The organism is Cupriavidus sp. FW306-01-F10A (assembly GCF_058782785.1).
Window position 1 is genome coordinate 1 of record NZ_JBYSYA010000004.1, and the last position, 26,220, is coordinate 26,220.

Sequence of the window (26,220 nt, forward strand, 5' to 3'; positions counted from 1 at the left end):
ACGCGCTACAAGAGCGTGATGCAGCGCTGGCCGGATTCGATCGCCAAGGGCGCTGAGTTCACCATGCCGGTGGCGAAGTAGATTATTGTGCCTATCGGGCGGGGATCGCTTGACGGTCCCCGCTCCGTTCAGGCGCCAGCGGCCGCTTCTATGTGCGTGATCCGTTCGGGCGGCTGGTGAATATCCTCATGCATGCCTGAGCGAGGTTACCCGGCGCTGCACGTGCTGGCTTGCCGATAGGCGGGATCCTGTCGGCGCCCGGCTGCGGCGGCTGACATTCTCCTTCCGCAGCTTTGCTTGCAGTCAGTGCCGGCCAGCCTGGCCTTTCCTATCATTCGATGACGTGCCTGCCGCGCGCGGGCGCGCAATGTGACGCCTTCGCGCCGCGGCGGGCGTAAACTACCGCCCTTTTTCCGGGCCCGCGCGCCTTGCCGCCGCGTGCCCGGCCACAGTTGCAGGGAGTCTGAATGAGCTTGTTCCGCACCAAGGACATCGACGCGATGCTGGCCGTCGCGCGCGATGACGGCCTGAAGAAGGTGCTGGGTCCGACCGACCTGGTGATGATGGGCATCGGCGCCATCATCGGCACCGGCATTTTCGTGCTGACCGGCACCGGCGCGCTGACCGCGGGGCCGGCGCTGACGGTGTCGTTCGTGATCGCGGCACTGGCGTGCGGCTTTGCCGCGCTGTGCTACGCGGAGTTTGCCTCGGCGATCCCGGTGTCGGGATCGATCTATACCTACAGCTATGCCACGCTGGGCGAGATCGTCGCGTGGATGATCGGCTGGGACCTGCTGCTGGAATACGGGCTGGCCACGTCCGCCGTGTCGGTGGGATGGTCGGGCTACTTCCAGTCGCTGATGGCAGGCTTCGGGCTGAAGCTGCCGGCGGCGCTGACCGCGGCGCCAGGCTCGGTGCCGGGGGTGAAGACCATGCTGAACCTGCCGGCGTGCCTGATCATGCTGGCCATCACCTGGGTGGTGTCCTACGGCGTGCGCGAATCCACGCGCATCAACAACCTGATGGTTGCGGTCAAGATCGGCGTGGTGCTGCTGTTTATCGCGGTGGGCGTGTGGCATGTGCAGCCGGCCAACTGGCAGCCATTTGCGCCATTCGGCTTTGCCGGCATCTTCAATGCGGCGGCGCTGGTGTTCTTTGCCTTTATCGGCTTCGACGCGGTGACCTCGGCCGCGGAAGAGGTGCGCAACCCGCGCCGCGACCTGCCGATCGGCATTATCGGTTCGCTGGCGGTGTGCACGGTGCTGTATGTGGTGGTGGCGGCGATCATGACCGGCATCGTGCCGTTCGCGAAGTTTGCCGGCGTGGACCACCCGGTCTCGCTGGCGCTGCAGTTCGCGGGCCAGAACTGGGTGGCGGGCTTTGTCGACCTTGGCGCGATCCTGGGCATGACCACGGTGATCCTGGTGATGACCTACGGCCAGACCCGCGTGATCTTTGCGATGTCGCGCGACGGCCTGCTGCCCGAGCGGCTGTCCTCAGTGCACCCGGTGCATGCCACGCCGTATTTCGCCACCTGGACCGTGGGCATCGTGTTTGCCGCGATTGCCGCCTTCGTGCCGCTGAACGTGCTGGCCGAGCTGATCAATATCGGCACGCTGGCGGCTTTCACTCTGATCTCGGTGGCGGTGCTGGTGCTGCGCAAGACGCGCCCGGAACTGCCGCGCGCATTCCGTTGCCCGGGCGTGCCGGTGGTGCCGCTGCTGTCGATCGGCTTCTGCCTGTTCCTGATGGCGCACCTGCAGGCGCTGACCTGGATTGCCTTCCTGGTGTGGCTGGCGGTGGGGCTGGTGATCTACTTCGGCTACGCGCGGCGCAATGCCGTGCTGCATAACCACGGCGGCTGAGCGCCTTCAGCTGCCGCGCCCGGCCGCGGCCTTCATGAAGGCCACCGCGCGCGGCTCGTTGGCGTAGGCGGCGTTGATCCGGATCCATGCCGAGGTCTCGCCGCCCGGGCGGAAGTAGTTGCCCGGCGCCAGCGTCACGCCGTATTCCTCGCCCAGCGTCACCAGGTCGCGTGAATCCTCGATGCCGGGTGGGCGCGCCCACAGGAAGTTGCCGCCGGACGGCTGGCAGAACACCTCCCAGCCGTTGCCGGTCAGCTGCCGCACGGCATTGGCGCAGGCCTCGCGCACGCGCAGGCGCAGCCGCTCCACATACTTGCGGTAGCCGCCGCGCTCCAGCAGCGCCGCCGTGACTGCTTCCGCGAAGTGCGAGCCGGCCACGCTGGTCAGCACCTTCACATCGACCAGGTCCTTGACCAGCGCCTTGTCGGCCACCAGGTAGCCGACCCGCAGCGAGGCCGACACCGTCTTGGAAAAGCCGCCGATGTAGATCACGTGCTCAAGCTGGTCCAGCGTGGCCAGCCGGTCGGTGAAGTGGGTCTGGAAGTCCGAGAAGATATCGTCCTCGACAAAGCGGAAGCCATGCCGGCGCGCCAGCTCCAGCAGCCGGAATGCCACCGGCGGCGCCAGTGTCGACCCGGTCGGGTTCTGCAGCACGCTATTGGTGAAGAACAGCTTGGGCTTGTGCTGGCGCAGCAGCGCCTCGGTGGCGTCCGGGTCGGGGCCGTTGGGCGTGTGCGGCACGCCCACCAGCTGCACCCCGTGCAGCCGCAGCAGGCCGAACAGGTTGTAGTAGCCGGGATCTTCCACGAACACCGTATCGCCGGGCTTGAGCAGGTGGCGCACCACCAGGTCCAGCGCCTGGCTGGCACCGGTGGTGATCAGCACTTGCGGCAGTTCGGCGGCGATGCCCAGCTGGCGCACGCGCAGCAACACCTGGCGGCGCAGTTCCGGATGCCCCATCGGCGTGGCGTAGTGGATCACGCTGTCGATCTCGTTGCGCGAGATCGCGCGGATCGCCTGCGTCAGCCCCTCAACGTCGCGCCAGGTCTCGGGCACGAAGCCGCCGGCCAGCTTGAGCGTGCCGCTGGGGTGGTTGAACTGCTCGAGGATGTGGTCGGAAAGATCCTCGGCCAGGCTCGGATCCGACCAGCCGCACGCTGAGCGCCCCGCCAGCGGACTGTCCGCCACATAGAAGCCCGAACCCTGGCGCGAATCCAGCAGCCCCTGCGATACCAGCCGGTCATAGGCTTCGATCACCGGGAAGCGGCTGATGCCGTTCTCCGCCGCCAGCTGCCGGATCGACGGCAGCTTTGCGCCAGGCCGAGCCTCGCGGTTGCCGATCCACGACTTCACGCCGTTGACGATCTGATCGGTCAGTGGAATTCCGGTAGAAGCATCTAAGATTAGTTTCATAAGGCAGGGCAGCCGGGGGAAACCGGAGGGCGCAACTGTCAGGGAAAACTACTGAACAGTTCATCGAAAACTGTTCACAACTGTACATGGGATTGTAGTGAGGGATGCGAATAATGGAAGCGTGGCGGAGACAGGCGCCGGCTCCTGTGGTCATTCGGCATCCAGGAGTCGGCACCGGACCAGACCGCCGGGCTGATGAGGAGTGCGACATGCGCGAACTACGGACTTTCGAACTGGACGAGCCCGGACAGCCAGTGAGCTGGCGCGCCGGTTACGGGCAGACCGTCTGCGCGGCGGCGGGCAAGCTGTGGGTGACGGTGGAAGGCAATCCCAACGACATCTGGCTGGAGCCGGGCGCCGAACTGCCGTTGCCGGAAGGCTACCGGGTGTGGCTGTCGGGCGATGGCGCGGGCGCGCGCTTCACGCTGGCACAGGTGCCGGCACCGTGGTCGCTGCGGCGGCTGGTGGCGTGGCTGCGGGTGATGCGGCACCGGGTGGAGGAGCACAGCACGGATGCGTTCGGGGAGTGCCCCAGGATCTGGGCCTGAGCGGCCACTCACGCTTTGCCGGAACGGCCACCTGCGGGTGGCCTTTTGTTTGCCCGGGCGCTTGCGCGGCGCGTGCCGCGGGCGCCTACTCTATAGGGATAGCCCGTCCCACGCACGCCGGTCTCGGGGGTCCGCCTCATTGCTTTACGTTAACGTCAACGTCATATAATCGATCGGCCCCGACCCGGGGGCGCAGCCCGCGCGTTTGCAGCCAAGCCGGCACAGAACGGCACTTCCGGCGCACGCCGCGGTGGCAGCCAACACCAGAAACGGTGGAGACAATGACCGACCTTTCCGATGTGCATGATGTGCGCCGCGGTGCGCCCCAGCCCAAGCCCACCGCGCAAGGCCGCGGTCCGGTCAACAAGGTGCGCTTTGTCACGGCGGCGTCGCTGTTCGATGGCCATGACGCCTCGATCAACATCATGCGCCGCATCCTGCAGTCGCATGGCTGCGAGGTGGTCCACCTCGGCCACAACCGCTCGGTCGAGGAAGTGGTGACGGCGGCGCTGCAGGAAGACGCGCAGGGCATCGCGATTTCCAGCTACCAGGGCGGCCATGTCGAATACTTCAAGTACATGGTTGACCTGCTGCGCGAGAAGGGCGGCGAGCACGTGCAGGTCTTTGGCGGCGGCGGCGGCGTGATCGTGCCGGACGAGATCCGCGAGCTGCAGGCCTATGGCGTGGCGCGCATCTTCAGCCCCGAGGACGGCCAGCGCATGGGCCTGGCCGGCATGATTGCAGACATGGTGCAGCGCTGCGACATCGACCTGTCGCGCTATGCGCCGGCCACGTTGGAACCCGTTGCCGGTGGCGACCGCCGCACGCTGGCCCAGCTGATTACCGCGCTGGAAAACGGCAAGGCCGATGCGGCGCTGGTGCAGGCGATGCATGCGCAAGCGGCAGCGGCATCGATGCCGGTACTCGGCATCACCGGCACCGGTGGCGCCGGCAAGTCGTCACTGACCGACGAACTGATCCGCCGCTTCCGCCTCGACCAGCAGGATGCGCTGTCGATCGCCGTGATCTCGATCGACCCGTCGCGGCGCAAGTCGGGCGGCGCGCTGCTGGGCGACCGCATCCGCATGAATGCGATCAACCACCCGAACATCTTCATGCGCTCGATGGCGACGCGCGAGGCGGGCTCGGAGATCTCGCAGGCGCTGCCGGACGTGATCGCCGCGTGCAAGGTGGCGGGCTTCGACCTGGTGATTGTCGAGACCTCCGGCATCGGGCAGGGCGATGCGGCCATCGTGCCGCACGTGGACCTGTCGCTCTATGTGATGACGCCCGAGTTCGGCGCGGCCAGCCAGCTCGAGAAGATCGACATGCTGGACTTTGCCGACTTCGTCGCCATCAACAAGTTCGACCGCAAGGGCGCGCAGGACGCGTGGCGCGACGTGGCCAAGCAGGTGCAGCGCAACCGCGAGCAATGGCACGGCAAGGCCGAGGACATGCCGGTCTACGGCACGCAGGCGTCGCGCTTCAATGACGATGGCGTGACCATGCTGTACCAGGGGCTGCGCGCGGCGCTGGCCGAACGCGGCCTGAAGCTGCAGCCGGGCGTGCTGCCGGCGCAGGCGGGGCGCATCTCCACCGGCCAGAATGTGATCGTGCCGCCGGCGCGCAGCCGCTACCTGGCGGAACTGGCAGACACGGTGCGCGGCTACCACCGCCGCGTGATGGAGCAGAGCCGCATTGCACGCGAGCGCCAGCAACTGCGTGAATCGAGCCGCATGCTGCAGGCCGCGCAAGGCGATGGCGCCGCGCTGGATGCGCTGGCGGCGGACCGCGACACCGCCATCGGCCAGATCGAGCGCAAGCTGCTGGCGATGTGGCCGCAGATGCGCGAAGCCTACAGCGGCGACGAGTACGTAGTGAAGATCCGCGACCGGGAGATCCGCACCGGGCTGGTTACGACCACGCTGTCCGGCACCAAGGTGCGCAAGGTGGTGCTGCCGCGCTTCGAGGATGACGGCGAGGTGCTGAAGTGGCTGATGCGCGAGAACGTGCCCGGCAGCTTCCCGTACACCGCCGGCGTGTTCGCCTTCAAGCGCGAGAACGAGGACCCCACCCGCATGTTCGCCGGCGAGGGCGATGCTTTCCGCACCAACCGGCGCTTCAAGCTGGTGTCCGAAGGCATGGATGCCAAGCGCCTGTCGACCGCGTTCGACTCGGTCACGCTGTACGGCGAAGACCCGCACGTGCGCCCCGACATCTACGGCAAGGTCGGCAACTCCGGCGTGTCGATCGCCACGCTCGACGACATGAAGGTGCTGTACGACGGCTTCGACCTGACCAGCCCGAGCACCTCGGTGTCGATGACCATCAACGGCCCGGCCCCGACCATCCTGGCGATGTTCATGAACACCGCCATCGACCAGCAGCTCGACAAGTTCCGCGCCGACAACCAGCGCGAGCCCACCGCAGACGAGGAAGCCAAGATCCGCGCCTGGGTGCTGCAGAACGTGCGCGGCACGGTGCAGGCCGACATCCTCAAGGAAGACCAGGGCCAGAACACCTGCATCTTCTCCACCGAGTTCTCGCTCAAGGTGATGGGCGATATCCAGGAGTACTTTGTCCACCACCAGGTGCGCAACTTCTACTCGGTGTCGATCTCCGGCTACCACATCGCCGAGGCCGGCGCGAACCCGATCTCGCAGCTGGCGTTCACGCTGTCCAACGGCTTCACCTATGTGGAGGCGTACCTGGCGCGCGGCATGCATATCGACGATTTCGCGCCCAACCTGTCGTTCTTCTTCTCCAACGGCATGGACCCCGAGTACAGCGTGCTGGGCCGCGTGGCGCGCCGCATCTGGGCCGTGACCATGCGCGACAAGTATGGCGCCAACGAGCGCAGCCAGAAGCTGAAGTACCACATCCAGACCTCGGGCCGCTCGCTGCATGCGCAGGAGATCGATTTCAACGATATCCGCACCACGCTGCAGGCACTGATCGCGATCTATGACAACTGCAACTCGTTGCACACCAATGCCTACGACGAGGCCATCACCACGCCCACCGGCGAATCGGTGCGCCGCGCGCTGGCGATCCAGCTGATCATCAACCGCGAGTGGGGCGTGGCCAAATGCGAGAACCCCAACCAGGGCAGCTTCCTGATCGAGGAGCTGACCGACCTGGTGGAAGAGGCGGTGCTGCAGGAGTTCGAGCGCATTGCCGAGCGCGGCGGCGTGCTCGGTGCGATGGAGACCGGCTACCAGCGCGGCAAGATCCAGGAAGAGTCGCTCTACTACGAGCAGCTCAAGCACGACGGCACGCTGCCCATCATCGGCGTGAACACGTTCCGCAACCCGGACGGCGACCCGATCCCGCAGAAGCTGGAGCTGGCGCGCTCCAGCGAGGCCGAGAAGCAGAGCCAGCTCGACCGCCTGCATGCGTTCCAGCAGGCCCACGCGGCCGAGGCCCCGGCCATGCTGGCGCAGTTGCGCCAGGCGGTGATTGACAACCAGAACGTATTCGCGGTGCTGATGGACGCGGTGCGGGTTTGCTCGCTGGGGCAGATCACGCATGCGCTGTTCGAGGTGGGCGGACAGTACCGGCGCAATATGTAGAGCCGGCGGCACCGCGCAGCAAGCAGTGCCCGATTACCGCGCAGGGCGGCCGCAGTGAAGGGCCGCCCTGCGTTACACTCGAAGGCTGTGCCGGCGGCCGCGCCACGGCAAACGTATTCGAGACAACCGCAAGCCAACGATCATGGACACCCAGTACAACCCGACCAATATCTTCGCGAAGATCCTGCGCGGCGAGCTGCCGTGCATCAAGGTCTACGAGGACGACGACACCATCGCCTTCATGGACATCATGCCGCAGGCCGACGGCCATACGCTGGTGGTGCCCAAGGAAGCCGCGGTCAACCTGTTCGACCTGTCCGAGCAGGGCGCGCAGGCCGCCATCGTCGCCACGCAGCGCGTGGCGCGCGCGGTGCGCGCGGCGTTTGCGCCCGACGGCATCTCCATCGGCCAGTTCAACGGCGCGGCCGCGGGCCAGACCGTGCCGCACGTGCATTTCCATATCGTGCCGCGCTATGCCGACAGCGCGCTGCGCGGCCATGCGCGCGAGATGCAGGATCCGGAACAGCTCAAGGGCCATGCCGAGCGCATCATCGCAGCGCTGCGCGAGCAGGGCGCCTGAGCCGCGCCTGAACCGATCAATCAGCAATCCAACCAAGCAGAGGAAGACAAGATGAGCATCAGGACAGTGGGCATCGTCGGTGCCGGCACCATGGGCAATGGCATCGCCCAGGCCTGCGCAGTGGTAGGTCTCAACGTGGTGATGGTCGACATCAGCGATGCCGCCGTGCAGAAGGGTGTTGCCACCGTGGCGGGCAGCCTGGACCGGCTGATCAAGAAGGAAAAGCTGACCGAGGCCGACAAGGCCAGCGCGCTGGCGCGCATCAAGGGCAGCACCTCGTATGACGATCTCAAGGCCACCGATATCGTGATCGAGGCCGCCACCGAGAACTACGACCTGAAGGTCAAGATCCTCAAGCAGATCGACGGCATCGTCGGCGAGAACGTGATCATCGCGTCCAACACCTCGTCGATCTCGATCACCAAGCTGGCTGCCGTGACCTCGCGCGCCGACCGCTTTATCGGCATGCACTTCTTCAACCCGGTGCCGGTGATGGCGCTGGTGGAACTGATCCGCGGCCTGCAGACCAGCGACCCCACCCACGCCGCCGTCGAGGCCCTGTCGAAGCAGCTCGGCAAGTACCCGATCACGGTCAGGAACAGCCCGGGCTTCGTCGTCAACCGCATCCTGTGCCCGATGATCAACGAGGCCTTCTGCGTGCTGGGCGAAGGCCTGGCCTCGCCGGAAGAGATCGACGAAGGCATGAAGCTGGGCTGCAACCACCCGATCGGGCCGCTGGCGCTGGCTGACATGATCGGCCTGGACACCATGCTGGCCGTGATGGAAGTGCTGTACACGGAGTTTGCCGATCCGAAGTACCGCCCGGCGATGCTGATGCGCGAGATGGTCGCTGCCGGCTACCTGGGCCGCAAGACGGGCCGCGGCGTGTACGTCTATAGCAAGTAAGCTGCCCGGCACTTGCCGCGTGGTACAGCGGCCGCCTGCGGGCGGCCGCTGCTTTTTCCGGTGCCGGTTCCGGTTGCCGCCAAATCCCGCTTACACGGCGTTATATGCCGAAACACTCCGCCGCATCCGGTAACAGGAATGCGCGGTAGAGTGCACCCATTCCCTTTACGACAAGACAAGCTCCATGGCTCACCCGATTCTCTTTGCTGCGCTGCTCGCGGGCGCAATGTCCCTGCTGGCGGCCCGTTCGGCGATGGCCCATGTGGACGTGGGCGTGCAGATCGGCGCGCCGGTTTATGCGGCGCCGGCCCCGGTCTATGTGGCACCCCCGCCGCACGTGGTGTATGCGCCGCGCCATCACGGCTGGCATGGCGACCGTTATTGGGATGGCCGTCGCTGGTATGGCCGCCATGAGTGGCGCGGCCGCCATCACCACTATCATCGGCATCATCACTATCGCCACCACGGCCATGGGCATCGCGGTCATCACGGGCATCACGGCCATCGCGGTCATCACGGCCACTGATCGCCGCACCGGCTGAGGCGCCGCCCGGCACCACCGCCCGGCCGGCGTTCAGCGCAGCAGCACCAGCCGCGGCACCGCGTCCGCGCCGCTCCAGACCACCGCGTTCTGTTCGTATTTCTCGCCGAGTGCCCGTGCATCCGCCAGCGACAGCCCCGGCACCAGGAAGCTCGGCTCGGTCGGCCAGCCGTTGCGCGGATGCTCGCCGGCGGCTTCGATTGCGCGCAACCCCATCCTTGCCACGTCCTGCGCCAGCGCCTGCTGGCGCTTTGCGTTGGCGTCGTCGTCGCAGCGCAGGCTGAACGGGTTGGCGGCGGTAATGAAGGCGCTCGCTGCCACGCCCAGCGCGCGGTGCAGCGCCGCCAGCGGGGCGCTGGGTTGGTCTACCCGCAATATCATCGGCGGGTCGCCCAGCACGCGGTAATGGGTCTCGCGATAGGCCTGCAGCGTGGCGTCGTCGATGGTGCTGGCCATGTTATTCGCCGTACTGACGCAACCCCTCCAGGTCCAGCACCTCGATCACGCCGTAGTCGACCCGCACCAGGCCCTGCTGTTCCAGCACCTTGAGCGCCTGGTTGGCGCGCTGGCGCGAGATGCCAGCGAGCAGGCCGATCTCTTCCTGCGAGATCTCCAGCGTCTTGCCGATCCCCGGATACAGGTGCTCATTGAACAGCGACGACACCGCGCGCGCCACGCGCGAATCGATGTCGAGCAGCCGCTCGTATTCCACGGCGGCGATGAACTGTCCCAGGCGTTCGTTGAACTGGGTCAGCAGGAAGCGCGTGAACGGCAGGCTGGTATCCAGCAACCACAGAAAAGTGTCGCGCGGCAGGAAGGCGATGGTCGAGCGGCGCAGCGCCATCACGTCGTACTTGCGGATTTCCGACTTGAGCACCGCGCCTTCGCCGAACCAGCCGCCGGTGGGCACGCCGGTGAAGGTGACCGACTTGCCCGAGGGCGAAACCGTGGTGATCTTGACGATGCCTTCGAGCACGCCCATCCAGTGCTCGGCCATGTCACCCTTGTGACAGACGTAGTCGCCCTGGGTGTACTCGTGCACGAACATGGCGCGGCGCACGCGCTCGCGCTGCTCGGGACTCAGGTCTGCTGCCCACACGCAGCGGTCGACAAAATCGTTCAGCATGGCCTGCAGAAGCTCCCGTAGGGATTAACCCGGAATTGTCACCGGCGTGACAACCGGGGTTGTTGGCATGGGCTATCGTACGATCACAACGGAACCGCGGGTGCCACCAGCGGCACGCCGGGGCAAGGCGAAAACGCTTTCCCGGCGGCCTGACGCAAGGCACACCGGGCTTGATGCCAGGCGGCAATTGCTGCCGGGCAAAGCAAGCCAAGTATAACGATCGGACCGGCGCTTGACACCGGGCGTGGATCCCCACGCCGGAGGGACAGGAGACAGCGATGCAGGAATCGTCGGCGACGACCTTCCCGCGATGGCTGCTGGCGCACGCCCAGCAGCGGCCGGATCATCCGGCTCACCGCGAGAAGGATCTCGGCATCTGGCAGACATACAGCTGGGCCCAGGCGGCGCAGCAGGTGAGGGCACTGGCTTGCGGGCTGGCCGCACTCGGTTTCAGGCGCGGCATGAACCTGGCGGTGGTGGGCGACAACCGCCCGCGGCTGTACTGGGCCATGACCGCGGCGCAGGCGCTGGGCGGCGTGCCGGTGCCGCTGTACCAGGACGCCATCGCCAACGAGATGGTCTACGTGCTCAACGATGCGGAGATCGAGTTCGCCATCGTCGAGGACCAGGAGCAGGTCGACAAGCTGCTGGAAGTGGAAGCGCAGCTGGCCGAGTCCGGCCGCGCCGTGCGCCACGTCATCTTTGAAGACCCGCGCGGCCTGATGGACTACGACCATCCGTCGCTGATGTCTTATGAACAGCTACAGGAACTTGGCCGCGAGTTCGACCAGGCGCACCCGGGCTTCTATGACGAGGCCATTGCCGCCGGCCAGCCCGACGACACCGCGATCATCCTCTATACCTCCGGCACCACCGGCAAGCCCAAGGGCGTATGCCATTCGCACTACGGCCTGATCGGCGCGGCGCGCAACGGCTGCGCCTTTGACAAGCTCAGCGCGGACGACGACGTGCTGTCCTACCTGCCGATGGCATGGGTGGGCGACAACCTGTTCTCGTACGCGCAGGCGATGGTGGCGGGCTTCACGGTGAACTGCCCGGAATCGCGCGAAACGGTGATGACCGACCTGCGCGAGATCGGCCCCACCTACTACTTTGCGCCGCCGCGCATCTATGAAGGGCTGCTGACGCAGGTGATGATCCGCATGGAGGATGCCGGCTGGATCAAGCGCAAGCTGTTCCACTGGGCCATGGACGTGGCGAAGCGCTGCGGCACCGATATCCTCGACGGCAAGCCGGTATCGCTCGCGGACCGCGCGCGCTACGCCCTGGGCGAAACGCTGGTCTACGGCCCGTTGCGCAATGTGCTGGGCATGAGCCGCATCCGTGTGGGCTATACCGCGGGCGAGGCGATCGGCCCGGACCTGTTCCGCTTCTACCGCTCGATCGGCGTGAACCTGAAGCAGTTCTACGGTCAGACCGAGACCTGCGCCTATGTGTGCCTGCAGCCGGACGGCAAGGTCAAGTTCGATTCAGTCGGCCCGGCCGCGCCCGGCATGGAAATCCGCATCGCCGACAACGGCGAGGTGCTGGTGCGCGGCGTGGGCCTGCTCAAGTCCTACTACAAGCGCGACGACGCCACGCGCGAGGCCATCAACGACGAGGGCTACTTCATGACCGGCGACGCCGGCGTGATCGACGCCGACGGCCACCTGAAGATCATCGACCGCGCCAAGGACGTGGGCAAGCTGGCCGATGGCTCGATGTTCGCGCCCAAGTACATCGAGAACAAGCTCAAGTTCTTCCCGTACATCAAGGAAGCGGTGGCCTTCGGCAATGACCGCGACCAGGTCTGCGCGTTTATCAATATCGACTTCGAGGCCGTGGGCAACTGGGCCGAGCGCCGCCACCTGCCGTATGCCGGCTATGTCGACCTGGCCGCGCAGCCCGAGGTGCTGGAAATGATCGGCGAGTGCGTGAACCAGGTGAATGCCGACCTGGCCAACGACCCGATGCTGGCCGGTTCGCAGGTGGCACGCTTCCTGGTCCTGCACAAGGAACTGGATCCGGACGACGACGAGCTCACGCGCACGCGTAAGGTGCGCCGCGGCTTTATCGCCGACAAATACGGCGTGCTGGTGGACGCGCTCTATGCGGGCAAGTCCGAGCAGTTCATCGAGACGCGCGTCAAGTTTGAAGACGGACGCGAGGGCAGCGTGTCGGCCACGCTGAAGCTGGTCAATGCGAAGCGCCTGCCTGTGGCGGCGCGCGCGGCATGAGCGAGGGCAGCAAGATGACACAAGTAGCCTGGCAAGGCGCGGGGCAGCGCGAATGGGCGGGGACGGCACGCACGGATGCCAGCGGCACGGGCAGCGGCGGCGCGATCGCCCCGGCAGGCCCGATGTCTCCCGCGGGTCTGGCGGATGACAGCGGTGCGCATCCCGGCGCGCAGCGCGCGCAGCGCACCGGCGAGCAGGCGCGCACCGGCGGCGAGGTGATCCTGGATCTGCAGCATATCTCGCTGTCGTTCGGTGGGGTCAAGGCGCTGACCGATATCTCGTTCGATGTGTGCGAGCACGAGGTGCGCGCCATCATCGGCCCCAACGGCGCCGGCAAGAGTTCCATGCTCAACGTGATCAACGGCGTCTACCACCCGCAGCAGGGACGCATCGTGTTCCGCGGCGAGGAGCGCAAGCAGATGCACCCGACCGCCGCGGCGCGCCAGGGCATTGCGCGCACCTTCCAGAACATCGCGCTGTTCAAGGGCATGACGGTGCTGGACAACATCATGACCGGGCGCAACACGCAGTTCCGCACCGGGCTCTTCGCCCACGCGCTGTGGTGGGGCCCGGCGCGCAACGAGGAGATGCGCCATCGCCAGAAGGTCGAGGAAGTGATCGACTTCCTCGAGATCCAGTCGATCCGCAAGACCCCGGTGGGGCGCCTGCCGTATGGCCTGCAGAAGCGCGTCGAGCTGGCGCGCGCACTCGCGGCCGAGCCCTCGATGCTGCTGCTGGACGAGCCCATGGCCGGCATGAACGTCGAAGAGAAGCAGGACATGTGCCGCTTCATCCTGGACGTGAACCGGCAGTTCGGCACCACCATTGTGCTGATCGAGCACGACATGGGCGTGGTGATGGATATCTCCGACCGCGTGGTGGTGCTCGACTACGGCAAGAAGATCGGCGACGGCACGCCGGAAGAGGTCAAGGGCAACCCTGACGTGATCAAGGCGTACCTGGGCACTTCGCACTGAGGCTCTGAACCATGACGTTCTTCTTTGAAATCCTGATCGGCGGCTTGCTCTCTGGCCTGATGTACTCGCTGGTGGCGCTGGGCTTCGTGCTGATCTACAAGGCCTCGGGCGTGTTCAACTTCGCGCAGGGTGCGATGGTGTACTTCGCCGCGCTGGCGGTGGTGGGGCTGATGGACAAGGGCCTGCCGATGTGGGCCGCGGTGATCGGCGCCTTCGTGGTGATGATCCTGGTCGGCATGAGCACCGAGCGCTTCGTGCTGCGCAAGCTGGTCAACCAGCCGCCGATCACGCTGTTCATGGCGACCATCGGGCTGTCGTTCTTCCTCGAGGGCCTGGGGCCGCTGCTGTTCGGCAATGAGGTGCGCCCGATCAACCTGGGCATCGTCGACGAGCCGATCGAGTCGATCATGACCAACTTCAACATCGTGCTGTCCAAGTTCGATATTGCGGCGGCGGCCATTGCCGGCCTGCTGGTCGGATCGCTGGCGCTGTTCTTCCAGTACACCAAGGTCGGGCGCGCGCTGCGCGCGGTCGCTGACGACCACCAGGCAGCGCTGTCGCTGGGCATCCCGCTGCAGAACATCTGGGCGATCGTGTGGGGCGTGGCGGGCTTCGTCGCGCTGGTGGCCGGCATGCTGTGGGGCTCGCGCAATGGCGTGCAGTTCGCGCTCACGCTGACCGCGCTCAAGGCGCTGCCGGTGCTGATCCTGGGCGGCTTCACCTCGGTGCCCGGCGCCATCGTCGGCGGACTGATCATCGGCGCCTCGGAGAAGCTGGCCGAGATCTATATCCCGCCGGTGTTCCAGTCGATGTTCGGGGGCAACTTCGGCGGCATCGAAGGCTGGTTCCCGTATGTGTTTGCCTTGCTGTTTCTGCTGGTGCGGCCCGAAGGGCTGTTCGGCGAGAAACACATCGATCGCGTCTGACCGACTTCGCACAGGAGACTTGCCATGTTTTATCGTGAAGCCGGCCAGTTCAAGACCAGCTACGTCGCCGACAGCCAGATCTTCCCCATCCGCCAGGACCGCATCGGCTTTGCCGTGCTGATGGCGGTGGCCTTCGTGGCGATCCCGTTCGTCGGGTCGGAATACTGGTTCTCGGCCATCCTGATCCCGTTCCTGATTTTCTCGCTGGCGGCGCTGGGGCTGAATATCCTGACCGGCTATGCCGGCCAGCTGTCGCTCGGTACCGCGGCCTTCATGGCGGTGGGTGCCTACGCGGCCTACAACTTCCAGCTGCGCGTGGAAGGCATGCCGGTGCTGCTGACATTCGTGATGGCGGGCCTTTCCGCGGCATTGGTGGGGGTGGCCTTCGGCCTGCCGTCGCTGCGCATCAAGGGCTTCTACCTCGCGGTGGCGACGCTGGCGGCGCAGTTCTTCGTGGTGTGGGCGCTGACCAAGTTCCCCTGGTTCTCCAACAACAGCTCGTCGGGCGTGATCACGGCGCAGCGGCTGGACCTGTTCGGCTTCGCCATCGACACCCCGGTGAAGAAGTACCTGTTCGTGCTGGCCATCGTCACGGTGCTGGCGCTGGCGGCCAAGAACCTGGTGCGCTCGGCCACCGGGCGCGCATGGATGTCGGTGCGCGACATGGACGTGGCGGCCGAGGTGATCGGCATCCCGCTGATGCGCACCAAGCTGCTGGCGTTCGCGGTCAGCTCGTTCTACTGCGGCGTGGCCGGCGCGCTCTATGCGTTCTGCTACCTGGGCTCGGTCGAGCCGGACGGCTTCTCGCTGGACCTGTCGTTCCGCGTGCTGTTCATGATCATCATCGGCGGCGTGGGCAGCATCCTGGGCTCGTTCCTGGGCGCGGCCTTCATCCTGCTGCTGCCGATCTTCCTGGACAACGTGCTGCCGCCGCTGGCCGCGCTGCTGCACCTGCCATTCACCAATGCCACCGTGTCGCACATCCAGCTGATGGTGTTCGGCGGGCTGATCATCTTCTTCCTGATCGTGGAGCCGCACGGGCTGGCCCGGCTGTGGCAGATCGCCAAGGAGAAGCTGAGGCTGTGGCCGTTCCCTCATTGACGGGAGGGGTGCCTGTATTACCGCAGTTCCTGTGTGAAGTTCTGAAGCTTACGCATAACGAAACGCTCCCTTGAGGGCGATGGAGACTGTCATGACCAACCTGATTCGCAATGTGCAACGCGCCGCCCTGGTGGTCAGCGCCGCGGCGGCACTGCTGGCGCCGGCGGCGCCGGCCATGGCGCAGACCAACGAGCAGTTCGTGGCGCTGCCAAGCTACCGCGTGGGGCCGTATGGCGCCAACGGCCAGTCCTGGTATGGCGGCTTCATCGACTACCTCAACTACGTCAACCTGAAGGAAGGCGGGGTCAATGGCGTCAAGCTGTCGTGGGAAGAGTGCGAGACCGAGTACAACAACGCCAAGGGCGTGGAGTGCTATGAACGCCTGAAGTCCAAGAACGCCACCACCAAGGGCACGGCCTACCACGCCATGTCCACCGGCATCTCGTACGCGCTGGTCGACAAGACCGCCGCCGACAAGGTGCCGCTGGTAATGATGGGCTACGGCCGCACCGACGCGGTGGATGGCTCGGTGTTCCCGTACGCGTTCCCGCTGGTGACCACGTACCAGATGCAGGTCTCGGCCATCGTCAAGTACCTGGCGTCGAAGAACGGCGGCTCGCTGGCCGGCAAGAAGATCGTCTACCTGTACCACGACTCGGCCTATGGCAAGGAGCCGATCGTGGCGCTGCAGGCCGAGGCCAAGCTGGGCAAGTTCAACCTGGTGGAGATCCCGGTGGCGCACCCCGGCAACGAGCAGGGCGCGCAGTGGCTGAAGATCCGCCAGGAGAACCCCGACTACGTGATCTTCTGGGGCTGGGGCGTCATGAACCAGACCGCGCTGAAGGCCGCGCAGAAGGTCGGCTTTGCGCGCGACAAGATGATCGGCTCGTGGTGGGCCGGCTCGGAAGAAGACACGGTGCCGGCGGGTGATGCCTCCAAGGGCTATATGAGCGCCACCTGGAACGTGGCCGGCCGCAACGTGCCGCTGATCGCCGATATCGAGAAGGTGGTCTACGGTGGCGGCAAGGGCAATATGCAGGACAAGAACAAGGTGGGTTCGGTGCTGTACAACCGCGGCGTGTCGGCGGCGGTGGTGACGGTGGAAGCGGTGCGCGTGGCGCAGGCCAAGTTCGGCAAGGGCAAGCCCATGACCGGCGAGCAGATGCGCTGGGCCTTCGAGAACCTGAACCTGACCAACGCGCGCCTGCAGCAACTGGGCGCGACCGGCCTGCTGCCGGAAATCAAGACCAGCTGCGACAACCACGAGGGCTCCGGCAAGGTGAAGATCCAGCAGTGGGATGGCACCAAGTGGGTGGTGGTGTCGGACTGGATCGAGGGCAACAAGAGCCTGATCCACCCGCTGTTCAAGGCCACGGCGGCGCAGTACGCGAAGGAGAAGGGGATTACGCCGGCTTGTTCGAAGTCCTGAGGCCGCCCCAATCGCGACTGGGTTCTCCCCACTCCCGCTTGCGGGAGTGGGAGAACCCAACAGGCAAGCTGGAAACCGCAACACCAACACGAGCCGCACCATGAGCCTTCTGTCCGTCAACAATATCGAAGTCATCTACGATCACGTGATCCTGGTGCTCAAGGGCGTCTCGCTCGAAGTGCCGGAGGGCAAGATCGTGGCGCTGCTCGGCGCCAACGGCGCGGGCAAGACCACCACGCTCAAGGCCATCTCCAACCTGCTGCAGGCCGAGCGCGGCGATGTCACCAAGGGCTCGATCGAATATCGCGGCGACCGCGTCGACCAGCTCACGCCCAACGACCTGGTGCGCCGCGGCGTGATCCAGGTGATGGAAGGGCGCCACTGCTTCGCGCACCTGACCATCGAGGAGAACCTGCTCACCGGCGCCTACACGCGCGGCCTGTCGCGCGGCCAGACGCGCGACGAGCTGGAAAAGATCTACGAGTACTTCCCGCGGCTGAAGACGCGCCGCAAGTCGCAGGCCGGCTATACCTCCGGCGGCGAGCAGCAGATGTGCGCGATCGGCCGGGCCATGATGGCCAAGCCCGCGATGATCCTGCTGGACGAGCCTTCGATGGGGCTGGCGCCGCAGATCGTCGAGGAGATCTTCGAGATCGTGCGCGGCCTGAATTCGCGCGAGAACGTCAGCTTCCTGCTGGCCGAGCAGAACACCATGGTGGCGCTGCGCTATGCCGACTACGGCTACATCCTGGAAAACGGCCGCGTGGTGATGGACGGCGACGCCGAGTCGCTGCGCACCAACGAGGACGTCAAGGAGTTCTACCTGGGCGTGGCCGCCAACGATGCGGACGACGGTGCCGGGCGCAAGTCGTTCCGCGATGTGAAGAGCTACCGGCGCCGCAAGCGCTGGCTGGCGTAGGCACCCGACCGATTTCATCCGGCATTGCCACCACGCGCCCAGCGGCGCGGCGGCATGCCGCATCCCATTCCCTGACGCATAGCACCATGCCAGAACACTTCGATTCGCTCGAAACCCGCGCGCCGGAAGTCCGCGAGCAGGCGCTCCTTGCCGCCCTGGCACGCCAGGTGGCCCATGCGCGCGACAACGCGCCTTACTTTGCCGAGATGCTGGGCGGCGTCGACCCGCGGCTGCTGAGCTCGCGCGCGGCACTGGCGGCGCTGCCGGTCACGCGCAAGTCGGACCTGACCGCGCGCCAGCGCGCGCTGCCGCCGCTGGGCGGGCTCAACGCCACGCCGCTGGGCAAGCTGCGCCATGTGTTCCAGTCGCCCGGCCCGATCCATGAACCCGACGGCCATGACGCCGACTGGTGGCGCGTGGCCCGCGCCATGCATGCGGCGGGCTTCCGCGCCGGCGAGCTGGTCTACAACACCTTCTCCTACCACTTCACCCCGGCCGGCATGATGATGGAGACCGGCGCGCACCGGCTGGGCTGCTGCGTGTTCCCGGCCGGCGTCGGCCAGACCGATTCGCAGGTGCAGGCGCTGGCCAGCCTGCAGCCGACGGCCTACGCCGGCACGCCGTCGTTCCTGAAGCTGCTGCTGGAGCGCGGCGACGAGCTGGGCACGCCCTGCACCAGCCTGGCCAAGGCGCTGGTCTCGGGCGAGGCGCTGCCGCCGTCGCTGCGGGCCTGGTTCCAGGCGCGCGGCGTGCGCGTGCAGCAGATGTATGGCACCGCGGATGTCGGCCTGATTGCCTATGAGACCGAGGGCGGCGATGGCTGGGTGGTGGACGAGGGCGTGCTGGTGGAGATCGTCGAGCCTGGCGGTTCCCGGCCGATGCCCGAGGGCGAGACCGGCGAGGTGGTGGTGACGGTGCTGGGCAACGGCGACTACCCGCTGATCCGCTTCGGCACCGGCGACCTGTCGGCCATCGTGGCGGAGTCGTCGCAGCGGCCCAGCCCGTGCGGGCGCACCAATATCCGGCTCAAGGGCTGGCTGGGCCGTGCCGACCAGGCCACCAAGGTCAAGGGCATGTTCGTGCATCCCGGGCAGGTGGCAGACGTGCTGCGGCGGCATCCGGAGATCCGCGCGGCGCGGCTGGTGGTGACTGGCGACCCAGGCGCGGACGTGATGACGCTGCGCTGCGAGGCCACGCGCGAGGATGGTGACTTGCAGCGTGCGGTGGCGGAATCGCTGCGCGAAGTGATGCGGCTGCGCGGTGAAGTGGCTTTCGTTGCGGCGGGGTCGTTGCCGCAGGATGGGAAGCTGATCGAGGATGCGCGCAGCTACGATTGAGTTGGGTGGCGGCTGGCAGGATCGATTTCGTTGATACGCTGGCCCTCTCCCCCGGCCCCTCTCCCGCAGGCGGGAGAAGGGCCGGCCGGGGAGAGGGCCGGTGCGTCGACGGAGTGACGCGCTTCAATACGCCCGCATCCTCAAGACTTTCCCTCCTCCACCGGCCGCGTCGGCAGCCTGACCATCCAGACACTCACCCCCACCGCGCAAGCCAGCAACGCCGCGGAGGCAATCGGCCGCGCGCGCAGCATCCACGCGGTCGTCCCCATCGACGCCCACATCATCGACAACGCCAGGCACTTGGCCCGGAAGGGAATGCTGCGATGGCGCTGCCAGTCGCTGACCAGCGGCCCGAAGCGCGGATGTCCCAGCAGCCATTCATGGAAGCGCCGGGACCCCCGCGCGAAGCATGCCGCGGCCAGCAGCACGAATGGCGTGGTCGGCAGCACCGGCAGGAAGATGCCGATCACCCCCAGCAGCAGGAAGACCGCGCCCAGCACCACCCACATGGCGCGCAGCGCCTGCTGCCGGCGGCTCAGCGTGGCGTCGGAATCGGGCGGGGTGGTGGAGCTTGGACCAGGCAATGGTTGAATGAAGGGCCGCAATAGCGGCCCGGTGAAAACTTCGGTTAGCGCGCGATACCCAGGCGCGCCTTGGCGGCATCGTACTCCGCTTTCATGCGCGCGACGATTTCGCCGGCGGTGGGGATGTCGTGGATCTGGCCCACGCCCTGGCCGGCGCCCCAGACGTCCTTCCACGCCTTGGCCTTGGAGGCGCCGCTGGAGAAGTCCATCTTGCTCTTGTCGGCCACCGGCAGGTTGTCCGGATCCAGCCCCACGTTGCTGATGCTTTCGCGGATGTAATTGCCGTGCACGCCGGTGAACAGGTTGGTGTAGATGATATCGGCGGCGGCCGAGCTGGTGATCGACTGCTTGTACGATTCGGCAGCGTGGGCCTCCTGCGAGGCGATAAAGCGCGTGCCGACGTAGGCAAAGTCCGCGCCCATGGCCTGCGCGGCCAGCACCGCCTCGCCGGTGGCGATCGAGCCCGACAGCGCGATCGGGCCGTCGAAGATCTTGCGCACCTCGCCCACCAGCGCGAACGGCGACAGCATGCCGGCATGGCCGCCGGCGCCGGCCGCCACCAGGATCAGGCCGTCGACGCCGGCCTCGATCGCCTTTTCGGCATGGCGCATGCTGATCACGTCGTGCAGCACGATGCCGCCATAGCTGTGCACCGCGTCGATCATTTCCTTGACCGGTGCGCGCAGAGAGGTGATGAAGATCGGCACCTTGTGGTCCACGCACACCTTTACGTCATGTTCCAGCCGCGCGTTCGAGGTATGCACGATCTGGTTGACCGCGACCGGGCCCACCTGCGCGCCCGGGTTGGCGGCCTTGAAGGTGGCCAGCTCGCCTTCGATCTGGGTGAGCCACTCGTCGAGCAGCTCCGCCGGGCGCGCATTGAGCGCCGGGAACGAGCCGACGATGCCGGCCTTGCACTGCGCCAGCACCAGCTCCGGGTAGCTGACGATGAACATGGGCGAGGCGATGACGGGCAGGGCCAGGTTCTGCAGGGCCTGGGGCAGTTGCTTGGCGGCGGGCATGGTGTCTCCTGAACTACTGACGGGCACGTTGCAGGTGCCCTAAATGAACGGTCGTTCGATTATAGGGAGTTTCAGTGCGGTCACGTTAGAAGCCCCAGTCTATGCCGGTCCGGTCACCTCGTCGAACTACCCGGCCGGAAGGGTCAGTTCCGCCAGCGCGCCGCCGCCGGGGCGGTTGGCCAGCGTGACATCGCCATCATGCAACGTTGCCACCTCGCGTGCAAAGCACAGGCCCAGGCCGGTGCTCTTGTCCGCACCGTGCGGGCGCGGCAGCGAGTAGAAGCGCTCGAACACGCGCGGCAGGGCGTAGTCGGGGATGCCCGGGCCCTGGTCGGCGACGGCGATGGCCAGCGCGCCGCCGCGGCGCTCCAGCCGCACCGTGACTTCGCTGTCCGGCGGGGCGAAGTCGATGGCGTTCTCCAGCAGGTTGGCGATGGCCTGGCGCAGCAGGAACGGATCGCCGGCAACCAGGTCCGGGCTGGCGTCGGCGGCCAGCCGCAGCGTCACGCCGCGCTGGCGCGCGCGCGGTTCCAGTTCGCTGCCCAGTTGCGCCAGCAGCGGGGCCAGCCGCACCGGCTCGCGCACTTCCAGGCGCTCGCGCTGCTCCACATCGGCCAGTGCCAGCAGCTTGCGGATCATGGTTTCAAGCCGGCCCGACTGGGCCCGGATATTGGCGATGAAGCGCTGGCGGTCCGCCGCCGGCATCTCTTCCTGCAGCAGCTCGGCGGCGCCGCCGATCGCGGCCAGCGGGCTCTTCATCTCATGGGTCAGCGTGTGGATGTAGTGCTCGACATACTGCTTGTCTTCCAGCCGCTCGCGCATGCCCTGCACCGCGCGGCCCAACTCGGCCAGCTCGCTGCCGCCGCGCAGCGGCATCTCGGCGCGCTCGCCGGCCGCCACCGCGCGCGCATACCCGCGCAGCCGGCTCAGTCCATGCGCCAGCCACAGCGTGCAGGCCAGCCCGATCACGCAGGCAGCGCCGATCAGCAGGCCGCCGTAGAGCAGGATCTTGCGCTGGCTGCGCTCGATAAACGGCGCCATCGCCGCATTGGGCTTGGCCACGGTCAGCACGCCGATGATGCGCTCGCCGTCCGCGTCGCGTATTGGCGCGGCCACGTGCATCACGGTGCTGGCCTCGTCGTCGGGGTCGGTGCGCGTGCTGCGTGCGCCGTACTTGCCGCGCAGCGTCAGGTAGACATCGTTCCAGCGCGAATAGTCGCGGCCCACGTCAGTACCGGTGGAGTCAAAGCGCACGATGCCGTTGGCATCGGTCACGTAGACGCGGTAGCCGATGCTGTCCTTGTGCAGGCCCGACACATCGGCATTCACCGGCACATCGCGCAGCGCCGCCATGTGCCGCGCGAATTCGCCGTCGGCGATGCGGCCGGCCTTCATGTCGTCGCCGGCAAGCGCCGCGAGCACGTGTGCGGTGTCGATCAGCGTGTCTTCCATGGCCTGGCGCACGCCGGGCTTGACCTCCTGCACGAACACGCGCAGCGTCAGCACCGTGGCCAGTCCCACGATCAGGAAGAAGCCGAAGAAGATGCGCAGGCCGATATGCATGGCGTGCGCTCAGGGTTCCAGCGAATAGCCCATGCCGCGATGGGTGCGGATGCGCTCGGCGCCGTCGGCGGAAGCTTCCCGCAGCTTGGCGCGCAGGGTCTTGATATGGGTGTCGACGGTGCGGTCGCTGGTGTCGAGTGCATCTTCCCAGACGCACTCCATCAGCTGCGCGCGCGAGTAGATGCGGCCCGGATGTGTCACCAGCCAGGCCAGCAGCAGGTACTCGTAGCGGGTCAGTTCCAGCCAGCGGCCGCGGTAGGCCAGGCGCGCGCCGTCCTTGTCGTGCGTGAAACCGGCGACCTCGTCGCCCTTCGCCGCCGCTGCACCGCCGCCGCGCGCCCGGCGCAGGATGGCGCGCACGCGCGCGGCCAGCTCGCGCGGCGAGAAGGGCTTGACCACGTAGTCGTCGGCGCCGATCTCCAGCCCGACGATGCGGTCGATCTCTTCATGGCGCGCGGTCAGGAAGACCACCGGCACATCGCAGAAGGTGCGCAGCGTGCGGCAGACCTCGAAGCCGCTCAGATCCGGCAGGCCCACGTCCAGGATCACCAGGTCGGCCGGGTCGGCGCGCATGCGCTCGAGCGCGGCGCCGCCGAGCGTGCAGTGCTCGGCCAGCATGCCGTCGGTGCGCAAGGCATAGAGGATGGTGTCGGCGATGGCCTGCTCGTCTTCCACCACCAGGATCCGCGGTTGTTCCATGCCCGGCATTTTAGTCCACTGAATCACTGAAATCGCTCGGCGCCTGCCATGTCATGCGGGCGCATCGCGTCGTTGCAAATGCTCGCAATAGCCGTGCTATTGCTGCGCTTTGCGCCTAGCGCTGCATCCCGCATGACATGTCCTTCGCCTCCCATTTCAGTGATTCAGTGGACCAGCCGGTCAGGCGCTGGTGGCTGCGCGCGGCGGCGGCGCGGGATCCTCGCCTCGGCGCTTGTGGAAATAGATCTGCTCCGCCGCCCAGCGCAGCGGCGGCGAATACAGCATCAGGTCGAAGGGCCAGTCGCACTGGAAGCGGTCGAACATCCAGCGCAGCGCACGCTTGGCGCGAAAGCACGGCGCACTGGCGGTGGCGACGGCCTCCGGGGCCGGGCCGCCGCGCAGCAGGTGCGCGGCCACGGCCTGGCCGACCGACTCGCCATGGGCAAAGGCATAGTGGATGCCGCCTGCGGTGACCGGCGACACGATGCCGGCGGCATCCCCGGTCAGGATCACGCCGTCGCGCGCCAGCGGGAAGGCCGGGCCGCCGCAAGGGATCAGCCCCGCGCGCGTCGCCGCAGGCTGCGCCAGCTGCGGCAGCCCGGCGCGCTCGCGCACATGCGCCAGCAGCCCGTCCAGGTCTGGCGCGCGGCCGTGCCGCGGCAGGTAGCGCAGCGCCAGGCCGGCCTGCACGCCGGTGGGGTTCTGCGCGATCCAGCCGATATAGCCGGGCGCGAAGCGCCGGGTGATGAAGCAGTGCAACGCGCCCGGCTCGGGCAGCGCCAGTCCCGGGAACTCGTACTCCACGCCATACAGGAAGCTGTGCACGCGCCCCAGCCCGGCACACTGGGCCACGCGCGACTTGGCGCCATCCGCGCCGACCAGATAGCGCGTATTGCCCACGCCGGTCACATGCCAGCCGCCGTTGCGCGGCACCGCGCCCACGAACGCCTGGCCCAGGCGCAGTTCGACCCGGTGGCGCACCAGTTCGGCGGCCAGCCAGCGCATCAGCCGCGGCGTATCCGTGGTGTGGAAGTAATAGCCGGGCGCGCTCAGGTCGATGCTGCGCAGCCTGGGCGAGTACAGCCGCACCTGCTCCACGCGGTGCACGCAATCGGCCGGTGCGCGGCCCAGCCAGGTCTGTTCGATGGCTTCCTTGACCAGGATGCCGGTGGTGTGGAGCTTGTCGCCCGGATCGGTCTTGCGTTCCAGCACCAGCACGCGCAGGCCGGCGCGCGCCGCGGCCAGGGCGCAGGCGGCGCCGGCAAAGCTGGCGCCGGCGATGACGATGTCGTAGTCGAAAGAGGGCATGGCAGTTCCCGGAGATGGCAGGGCTCCAGTCTGGCCAGCGGGGGTGAGGGGAATGTGTGGCGAGTGTGAAGTGGCGGGGCGGGGTGAACAACCCCAAAAAAACGCCCCGCATACGCGGGGCCGTCAATTACCACGAAGATTGATACACACGGCGGGCACCTGCCAATGCCACAACCGCCACCGAAGGATAGTCCGCCAATGTGACGGCCCCGTGGCAGCGCAATGAAGGCAGCATGACATCACAGCCCGTAGCGCTTGATCTTGTCATAGAGCGTGGCCTTGCCGACTTGCAGCAAGTCCGCCGCCTGGCTGACCGCGCCGCCGGTGCGTGCCAGTGCATCCGCAATCACCGCGCGCTCGAAGTGCTCCATCCGCTCTCGCAGCGGCGCGGTTTCATCGGGGCCCGCGGCCTGCGCACCTGCCTGCCCGCCCTCCGGCACGCCCAGCACCATCCGATCCGCCGCATTGCGCAGCTCGCGCACATTGCCCGGCCACGGACGCTGGGCCAGTGCCTGGCGTTGCGCCTCGGACAGGAGCGGCGCCGGCCGCTGGTAGCGCACCGCGGACACCAGCGAGAAATGCTCGAACAGCGGCACGATGTCCTCGCGCCGCTCGCGCAGCGGCGGCAGCGCGATGGTGACCACGTTGAGCCGGTAATACAGGTCCTCGCGGAAGCTGCCCTGTGCCACCAGCGCATCCATGTCGCCCTTGGCCGCGGCGACGATGCGCACATCGATCTTCACCGAGGCATTCGAACCCAGCCGCTCCAGCGAGCCTTCCTGCAGTACCCGCAGCAGCTTGACCTGCAGCGCCAGCGGCATGCTCTCGATCTCGTCGAGGAAGAGCGTGCCGCCCGAGGCATGTTCGAGCTTGCCGATGCGGCGCTTGCCGGCACCGGTGAAGGCGCCGGCCTCGTGGCCGAACATCTCGCTCTCGAAGATGGCCTCGGGCACCGCGCCGCAGTTCAGCGCGATGAACGGGCCTTCGGCGCGGCCGGACAGCGCATGCAGGCTGCGCGCCACCAGTTCCTTGCCGGTGCCGGTCTCGCCGTTGATCATCACCGGCACGTCGGTGGGCGCGACATTGGCCACCAGCGCGCGCACCTGCCCGATCGCGGGCGAGCGGCCGATGATGCGCGTGCCCGCCGCGGGGCCGGCCAGTTCGCGGCGCAGCGCCTGGTTTTCCAGTTCCAGCGCGCGGCGTTCCAGCGCGCGGCGCACGGTGTCGGTGAGGCGGTCGGCGCCGAAGGGTTTTTCGATGAAGTCGTAGGCGCCTTCGCGCATGGCCTGCACGGCCATGGTGATGTCGCCGTGGCCGGTCACCAGGATCACCGGCACGCCCGGCGCGGCGTTGCGGCAGTGCTGCAGCAGGTCCAGCCCGCTGGCGCCGGGCAGGCGCACGTCGGTCACCACCACGCCGGCAAAGGCGCCGTGCAGGTGCGGGATCGCGGCCTCGGCTGAGGCCAGCGCCAGCACCGCGAAGCCGGCCAGCTCCAGGCTCTGCGCGGTGGCCTGGCGCACCAGCGGCTCGTCTTCGACAAACAGGACACGCAGACCGTCTTGCATGG

Annotated in this window: 22 protein-coding genes; 13 read left to right on the top strand and 9 right to left on the bottom strand. The window is 67.1% G+C overall.

Annotated features, from left to right (window positions below; translation table 11 throughout):
- Positions 1-467 precede the first annotated feature (467 nt).
- A complete protein-coding gene (bcaP, locus tag AC3WLF_RS07275; protein ID WP_492318889.1) occupies positions 468-1,865 on the top strand; it encodes a branched-chain amino acid transporter BcaP in 1,398 nt (465 codons plus the stop codon).
- Between the two features lie 6 nt (positions 1,866-1,871).
- Here bcaP and AC3WLF_RS07280 read toward each other — a convergent pair whose 3' ends face one another.
- Positions 1,872-3,278: an aminotransferase-like domain-containing protein gene (locus AC3WLF_RS07280; RefSeq protein ID WP_492318890.1), complete on the bottom strand. Its 1,407-nt coding sequence runs from the start codon at positions 3,276-3,278 to the stop codon at positions 1,872-1,874.
- A 209-nt stretch (positions 3,279-3,487) separates the two neighbouring features.
- Here AC3WLF_RS07280 and AC3WLF_RS07285 point away from each other — a divergent pair, with 209 nt between their 5' ends.
- The 5 genes from AC3WLF_RS07285 to AC3WLF_RS07305 all read left to right on the top strand — a co-directional run bounded on the left by AC3WLF_RS07285 (position 3,488) and on the right by AC3WLF_RS07305 (position 9,410).
- Complete coding sequence (locus AC3WLF_RS07285) at positions 3,488-3,826, top strand: DUF2917 domain-containing protein (RefSeq protein ID WP_492352506.1); 339 nt, start codon at positions 3,488-3,490, stop codon at positions 3,824-3,826.
- Between the two features lie 281 nt (positions 3,827-4,107).
- Positions 4,108-7,398 carry a fused isobutyryl-CoA mutase/GTPase IcmF gene (gene icmF / locus AC3WLF_RS07290; protein ID WP_492356933.1) on the top strand — a complete coding sequence of 1,097 codons (3,291 nt, stop codon included), beginning with the start codon at positions 4,108-4,110 and terminating at the stop codon, positions 7,396-7,398.
- Between the two features lie 142 nt (positions 7,399-7,540).
- A complete protein-coding gene (locus tag AC3WLF_RS07295; protein ID WP_013955378.1) occupies positions 7,541-7,978 on the top strand; it encodes an HIT family protein in 438 nt (145 codons plus the stop codon).
- A gap of 51 nt (positions 7,979-8,029) precedes the next feature.
- A complete protein-coding gene (locus AC3WLF_RS07300; RefSeq protein ID WP_492318892.1) occupies positions 8,030-8,884 on the top strand; it encodes a 3-hydroxybutyryl-CoA dehydrogenase in 855 nt (284 codons plus the stop codon).
- A 184-nt stretch (positions 8,885-9,068) separates the two neighbouring features.
- A complete protein-coding gene (locus AC3WLF_RS07305; RefSeq protein WP_010814881.1) occupies positions 9,069-9,410 on the top strand; it encodes a hypothetical protein in 342 nt (113 codons plus the stop codon).
- A 48-nt stretch (positions 9,411-9,458) separates the two neighbouring features.
- On the opposite strand, the gene AC3WLF_RS07310 is transcribed toward AC3WLF_RS07305, so the two are convergent.
- Positions 9,459-9,881, bottom strand: a complete 423-nt coding sequence (locus AC3WLF_RS07310) for a DUF3293 domain-containing protein (RefSeq protein WP_492358002.1) — start codon at positions 9,879-9,881, stop codon at positions 9,459-9,461.
- Between the two features lies 1 nt (position 9,882).
- The gene (locus AC3WLF_RS07315) at positions 9,883-10,551 is read right to left on the bottom strand and encodes a Crp/Fnr family transcriptional regulator (RefSeq protein WP_010814879.1); all 669 of its coding nucleotides are present in this window, start codon (positions 10,549-10,551) and stop codon (positions 9,883-9,885) included.
- Between the two features lie 278 nt (positions 10,552-10,829).
- Between AC3WLF_RS07315 and AC3WLF_RS07320 the strand changes: the two genes are divergently transcribed.
- From AC3WLF_RS07320 to AC3WLF_RS07350, 7 genes are all read left to right on the top strand, one after another.
- Complete coding sequence (locus AC3WLF_RS07320) at positions 10,830-12,788, top strand: AMP-dependent synthetase/ligase (protein ID WP_492358003.1); 1,959 nt, start codon at positions 10,830-10,832, stop codon at positions 12,786-12,788.
- 14 nt (positions 12,789-12,802) lie between these two features.
- Positions 12,803-13,765 (top strand): ABC transporter ATP-binding protein, encoded by a 963-nt coding sequence (locus tag AC3WLF_RS07325; protein WP_492318895.1) that lies wholly within the window; start codon positions 12,803-12,805, stop codon positions 13,763-13,765.
- An 11-nt stretch (positions 13,766-13,776) separates the two neighbouring features.
- Positions 13,777-14,691 carry a branched-chain amino acid ABC transporter permease gene (locus AC3WLF_RS07330; protein WP_010814876.1) on the top strand — a complete coding sequence of 305 codons (915 nt, stop codon included), beginning with the start codon at positions 13,777-13,779 and terminating at the stop codon, positions 14,689-14,691.
- A 24-nt stretch (positions 14,692-14,715) separates the two neighbouring features.
- Positions 14,716-15,792, top strand: a complete 1,077-nt coding sequence (locus tag AC3WLF_RS07335; protein ID WP_492318896.1) for a branched-chain amino acid ABC transporter permease — start codon at positions 14,716-14,718, stop codon at positions 15,790-15,792.
- A gap of 91 nt (positions 15,793-15,883) precedes the next feature.
- Positions 15,884-17,221 carry an ABC transporter substrate-binding protein gene (locus AC3WLF_RS07340; RefSeq protein ID WP_492318897.1) on the top strand — a complete coding sequence of 446 codons (1,338 nt, stop codon included), beginning with the start codon at positions 15,884-15,886 and terminating at the stop codon, positions 17,219-17,221.
- A gap of 100 nt (positions 17,222-17,321) precedes the next feature.
- Entirely contained in the window at positions 17,322-18,140 is an 819-nt protein-coding gene (locus AC3WLF_RS07345) for an ABC transporter ATP-binding protein (RefSeq protein ID WP_010814873.1), read from the top strand.
- Between the two features lie 86 nt (positions 18,141-18,226).
- Complete coding sequence (locus AC3WLF_RS07350; RefSeq protein ID WP_010814872.1) at positions 18,227-19,477, top strand: phenylacetate--CoA ligase family protein; 1,251 nt, start codon at positions 18,227-18,229, stop codon at positions 19,475-19,477.
- Positions 19,478-19,617: 140 nt separating this feature from the next.
- On the opposite strand, the gene AC3WLF_RS07355 is transcribed toward AC3WLF_RS07350, so the two are convergent.
- The 6 genes from AC3WLF_RS07355 to AC3WLF_RS07380 all read right to left on the bottom strand — a co-directional run bounded on the left by AC3WLF_RS07355 (position 19,618) and on the right by AC3WLF_RS07380 (position 26,218).
- A complete protein-coding gene (locus AC3WLF_RS07355) occupies positions 19,618-19,986 on the bottom strand; it encodes a YbaN family protein (RefSeq protein WP_492319065.1) in 369 nt (122 codons plus the stop codon).
- A gap of 119 nt (positions 19,987-20,105) precedes the next feature.
- Positions 20,106-21,083 carry an NAD(P)H-dependent flavin oxidoreductase gene (locus tag AC3WLF_RS07360; RefSeq protein WP_010814870.1) on the bottom strand — a complete coding sequence of 326 codons (978 nt, stop codon included), beginning with the start codon at positions 21,081-21,083 and terminating at the stop codon, positions 20,106-20,108.
- Positions 21,084-21,209: 126 nt separating this feature from the next.
- Positions 21,210-22,646: a two-component system sensor histidine kinase CreC gene (creC, locus tag AC3WLF_RS07365; RefSeq protein WP_492358004.1), complete on the bottom strand. Its 1,437-nt coding sequence runs from the start codon at positions 22,644-22,646 to the stop codon at positions 21,210-21,212.
- A 9-nt stretch (positions 22,647-22,655) separates the two neighbouring features.
- Complete coding sequence (creB, locus tag AC3WLF_RS07370; protein WP_492318899.1) at positions 22,656-23,354, bottom strand: two-component system response regulator CreB; 699 nt, start codon at positions 23,352-23,354, stop codon at positions 22,656-22,658.
- A gap of 171 nt (positions 23,355-23,525) precedes the next feature.
- Complete coding sequence (locus AC3WLF_RS07375) at positions 23,526-24,653, bottom strand: NAD(P)/FAD-dependent oxidoreductase (protein ID WP_492352502.1); 1,128 nt, start codon at positions 24,651-24,653, stop codon at positions 23,526-23,528.
- Between the two features lie 239 nt (positions 24,654-24,892).
- Positions 24,893-26,218 (bottom strand): sigma-54-dependent transcriptional regulator, encoded by a 1,326-nt coding sequence (locus AC3WLF_RS07380; protein ID WP_492318901.1) that lies wholly within the window; start codon positions 26,216-26,218, stop codon positions 24,893-24,895.
- Between the last annotated feature and the right edge of the window lie 2 nt (positions 26,219-26,220).

What these genes read in the sequence shown, in the direction of transcription:
- creB (WP_492318899.1), bottom strand. Translation starts at nt 23,354, where the DNA reads ATGCCGGGCATGGAACAACCGCGGATCCTGGTGGTGGAAGACGAGCAG.
- AC3WLF_RS07285 (WP_492352506.1), top strand. Translation starts at nt 3,488, where the DNA reads ATGCGCGAACTACGGACTTTCGAACTGGACGAGCCCGGACAGCCAGTG.
- AC3WLF_RS07355 (WP_492319065.1), bottom strand. Translation starts at nt 19,986, where the DNA reads ATGTGGGTGGTGCTGGGCGCGGTCTTCCTGCTGCTGGGGGTGATCGGC.
- AC3WLF_RS07345 (WP_010814873.1), top strand. Translation starts at nt 17,322, where the DNA reads ATGAGCCTTCTGTCCGTCAACAATATCGAAGTCATCTACGATCACGTG.
- AC3WLF_RS07320 (WP_492358003.1), top strand. Translation starts at nt 10,830, where the DNA reads ATGCAGGAATCGTCGGCGACGACCTTCCCGCGATGGCTGCTGGCGCAC.
- AC3WLF_RS07295 (WP_013955378.1), top strand. Translation starts at nt 7,541, where the DNA reads ATGGACACCCAGTACAACCCGACCAATATCTTCGCGAAGATCCTGCGC.
- AC3WLF_RS07300 (WP_492318892.1), top strand. Translation starts at nt 8,030, where the DNA reads ATGAGCATCAGGACAGTGGGCATCGTCGGTGCCGGCACCATGGGCAAT.
- AC3WLF_RS07305 (WP_010814881.1), top strand. Translation starts at nt 9,069, where the DNA reads ATGGCTCACCCGATTCTCTTTGCTGCGCTGCTCGCGGGCGCAATGTCC.
- AC3WLF_RS07280 (WP_492318890.1), bottom strand. Translation starts at nt 3,278, where the DNA reads ATGAAACTAATCTTAGATGCTTCTACCGGAATTCCACTGACCGATCAG.
- AC3WLF_RS07375 (WP_492352502.1), bottom strand. Translation starts at nt 24,653, where the DNA reads ATGCCCTCTTTCGACTACGACATCGTCATCGCCGGCGCCAGCTTTGCC.
- AC3WLF_RS07310 (WP_492358002.1), bottom strand. Translation starts at nt 9,881, where the DNA reads ATGGCCAGCACCATCGACGACGCCACGCTGCAGGCCTATCGCGAGACC.
- AC3WLF_RS07340 (WP_492318897.1), top strand. Translation starts at nt 15,884, where the DNA reads ATGACCAACCTGATTCGCAATGTGCAACGCGCCGCCCTGGTGGTCAGC.
- AC3WLF_RS07350 (WP_010814872.1), top strand. Translation starts at nt 18,227, where the DNA reads ATGCCAGAACACTTCGATTCGCTCGAAACCCGCGCGCCGGAAGTCCGC.
- AC3WLF_RS07380 (WP_492318901.1), bottom strand. Translation starts at nt 26,218, where the DNA reads ATGCAAGACGGTCTGCGTGTCCTGTTTGTCGAAGACGAGCCGCTGGTG.
- AC3WLF_RS07360 (WP_010814870.1), bottom strand. Translation starts at nt 21,083, where the DNA reads ATGCCCGCCGCCAAGCAACTGCCCCAGGCCCTGCAGAACCTGGCCCTG.
- AC3WLF_RS07335 (WP_492318896.1), top strand. Translation starts at nt 14,716, where the DNA reads ATGTTTTATCGTGAAGCCGGCCAGTTCAAGACCAGCTACGTCGCCGAC.
- creC (WP_492358004.1), bottom strand. Translation starts at nt 22,646, where the DNA reads ATGCATATCGGCCTGCGCATCTTCTTCGGCTTCTTCCTGATCGTGGGA.
- AC3WLF_RS07330 (WP_010814876.1), top strand. Translation starts at nt 13,777, where the DNA reads ATGACGTTCTTCTTTGAAATCCTGATCGGCGGCTTGCTCTCTGGCCTG.
- AC3WLF_RS07325 (WP_492318895.1), top strand. Translation starts at nt 12,803, where the DNA reads ATGACACAAGTAGCCTGGCAAGGCGCGGGGCAGCGCGAATGGGCGGGG.
- icmF (WP_492356933.1), top strand. Translation starts at nt 4,108, where the DNA reads ATGACCGACCTTTCCGATGTGCATGATGTGCGCCGCGGTGCGCCCCAG.
- bcaP (WP_492318889.1), top strand. Translation starts at nt 468, where the DNA reads ATGAGCTTGTTCCGCACCAAGGACATCGACGCGATGCTGGCCGTCGCG.
- AC3WLF_RS07315 (WP_010814879.1), bottom strand. Translation starts at nt 10,551, where the DNA reads ATGCTGAACGATTTTGTCGACCGCTGCGTGTGGGCAGCAGACCTGAGT.